Origin of the sequence: Asanoa sp. NPDC050611 (assembly GCF_040654855.1) — a bacterium.
Lineage (GTDB): Bacteria > Actinomycetota > Actinomycetes > Mycobacteriales > Micromonosporaceae > Asanoa.
In genome coordinates this window covers 1-2,137 of sequence record NZ_JBFAIU010000624.1, presented here as the reverse complement: position 1 = coordinate 2,137, position 2,137 = coordinate 1, and the positions used below count along the sequence as shown (strand labels likewise).

At 72.6% G+C, this 2,137-nt stretch carries 2 protein-coding genes; one reads left to right on the top strand and one right to left on the bottom strand.

Annotated features, from left to right (window positions below; all coding sequences use genetic code 11):
* Positions 1 to 52: 52 nt before the first annotated feature.
* Positions 53 to 1,240, bottom strand: a complete 1,188-nt coding sequence (gene xylA / locus AB0H87_RS41090; RefSeq protein WP_360159072.1) for a xylose isomerase — start codon at positions 1,238 to 1,240, stop codon at positions 53 to 55.
* A gap of 76 nt (positions 1,241 to 1,316) precedes the next feature.
* Here xylA and AB0H87_RS41085 point away from each other — a divergent pair, with 76 nt between their 5' ends.
* Complete coding sequence (locus AB0H87_RS41085) at positions 1,317 to 2,123, top strand: ROK family protein (protein ID WP_360159069.1); 807 nt, start codon at positions 1,317 to 1,319, stop codon at positions 2,121 to 2,123.
* Positions 2,124 to 2,137 lie beyond the last annotated feature (14 nt).

The following is a 2,137-nucleotide window of genomic DNA, read 5'->3' as shown; positions in this document are numbered from 1 at the left end:
GATCTTCAGGTTTGGATCTGCGCCGTCCGAAGGACCAGGCGCCTGGGGAGAGCTAGCGGGCGCCGAGCACGTGCTCGACGGCGAGCTGGTTGAGGCGGACGAAGCCGAAGCCCTTGGCGCCCGCGGCGTCGGCGTCGTAATCCTCGTACGCCGACCGGTTGGCAAGGAAGTCGGTGTAGCTCTCGCCCGTGTTCAGCGTGGGCTCGCGCAGCTCGGCGACCTTGCTGGCGGCCAGCGCCTCCTGCACCTCGGGGTCGGCCCGGAACGCCTGCGCACGCTCCTTGAGCAGGAGGTACATCCGCATGTTGGCGGCCGCCGACGCCCACACCCCGTCGAAGTCCTCGGTGCGCGAGGGCTTGTAGTCGAAGTGCCGCGGGCCGTCGTAGGCCGGACCGCCGCCGGGCGCGCCGTGCTCGATGAGGTCGACCAGGGCGAACGCGTTGACCAGGTCGCCGTGGCCGAAGACCAGGTCCTGGTCGTACTTGATGCCGCGCTGGCCGTTGAGGTCGAGGTGGAAGAGCTTGCCGTGCCAGAGCGCCTGGGCGATGCCGTGTGCGTAGTTGAGGCCGGCCATCTGCTCGTGCCCGACCTCGGGGTTGAGGCCGACCAGCTCGTGGTGCTGGAGGCTGGAGATGAACGCCAGCGCGTGGCCCACGGTCGGCAGCAGGATGTCGCCGCGCGGCTCGTTGGGCTTGGGCTCGAGGGCGAAGCGCAGGCCGAAACCGCGGTCGACCGAGTACTGCGCGAGGAAGTCGACGGCCTCGCGGTAGCGGTCGAGCGCCGCCTGCACGTCCTTGGCGAGGTCGTACTCCGAGCCCTCGCGCCCGCCCCACATGACGTAGGTCTGCGCGCCCAGCTCGGCGGCCAGCTCCATGTTGCGCATGACCTTGCGCAGGGCGAAGCGGCGCACGTCGCGGTCGTTGCTGGTGAACCCGCCGTCCTTGAACACCGGGTGGGTGAACAGGTTGGTGGTCACCATGGGCACCACGATGCCCGTCTCGTCGAGCGCCTTGCGGAACCGGGCGATGTGCTCGCCGCGGCTGCTGTCGTCGGCGCCGAACGGGATGACGTCGTCGTCGTGGAACGTCACACCGTAGGCGCCGAGCTCGGAGAGCCGGTGGACGGACTCCACCGGGTCGAGCGGCGGCCGGGTGGCGTCGCCGAACGGGTCGCGGGCCTGCCAGCCCACGGTCCAGAGACCGAACGAGAACTTATCGGCGCGGGTGGGATCGGCTGCCATCCTGGGCCTCCTCCGAGAGTGCGTTAATTTGTTTAGCGGTTGAATTATTTGACCCAGCCGTGGCAGTGTCAAGGCCGTGAACGGCGGATCTCCGGTGCGGCAGGCCAGCGTGCGCGCACACAACCTGGCGCTCGTGCTGCGCCAGGTCGCGACCGCGAGCCGCCCGCCGTCCCGGGCCGACCTGGCCGCCAGCACCGGGCTGACCCGGGCCACGGTCTCCGCGCTCGTCGACGACCTGGTCGGCGGCCAGCTGCTCGCCGAGGTGGATCCGGCGCCGCGGCTCGGCGCCGGGCGACCGGCGGCCGGCCTGGTGCTGCACGGGTACGGCCCGGCCGGGCTGGGCCTGGAGATCAACGTCGACTACCTGGCCGGCTGCGTCGTCGACCTGACCGGCACGGTCCGGCACCGGGCGGTGCGGCACGGCGACCAGCGCCCGCTGACCCCCGACGCGGTCCTGCGGGCCGTCGCCGACCTCGGGGCGGAGCTGCGGGCGGAAGCAGCCGCGGCCGGGCGCACGGTGGCCGGCGCCGCGCTGGCCGTGCCCGGGCTCGTCTCCGCCGGCGGCCAGGTGCACCGCGCGCCGAACCTCGCCTGGCACGAGGTCGACGCGGCCGGCATCCTGGCCGGCGGCCCGCTGAGCGACCTGCCGCTGACCATCGACAACGAGGCCAACCTGGCCGCCGTGGCGGAACTGCACGCCGGCGGCCCGGCGCTGGACAGCTTCGTCTACGTCTCGGGCGAGATCGGCATCGGCGCCGGCATCGTGCTGCACCGCGACCTGTTCCGCGGCGCCCGCGGCTGGAGCGGCGAGAGGCGGCCAGCAGCGCGTCGTCGTGCTCGGCGAGCACGGGGAGCCAGTCGTCGCTCGCCTCGTACGCCGTGAAGCTTGCGGCCGCC

Bases quoted from the DNA above. Each gene is read 5' to 3' on its own strand.
- xylA (WP_360159072.1), bottom strand. From the start codon at position 1,240: ATGGCAGCCGATCCCACCCGCGCCGATAAGTTCTCGTTCGGTCTCTGG.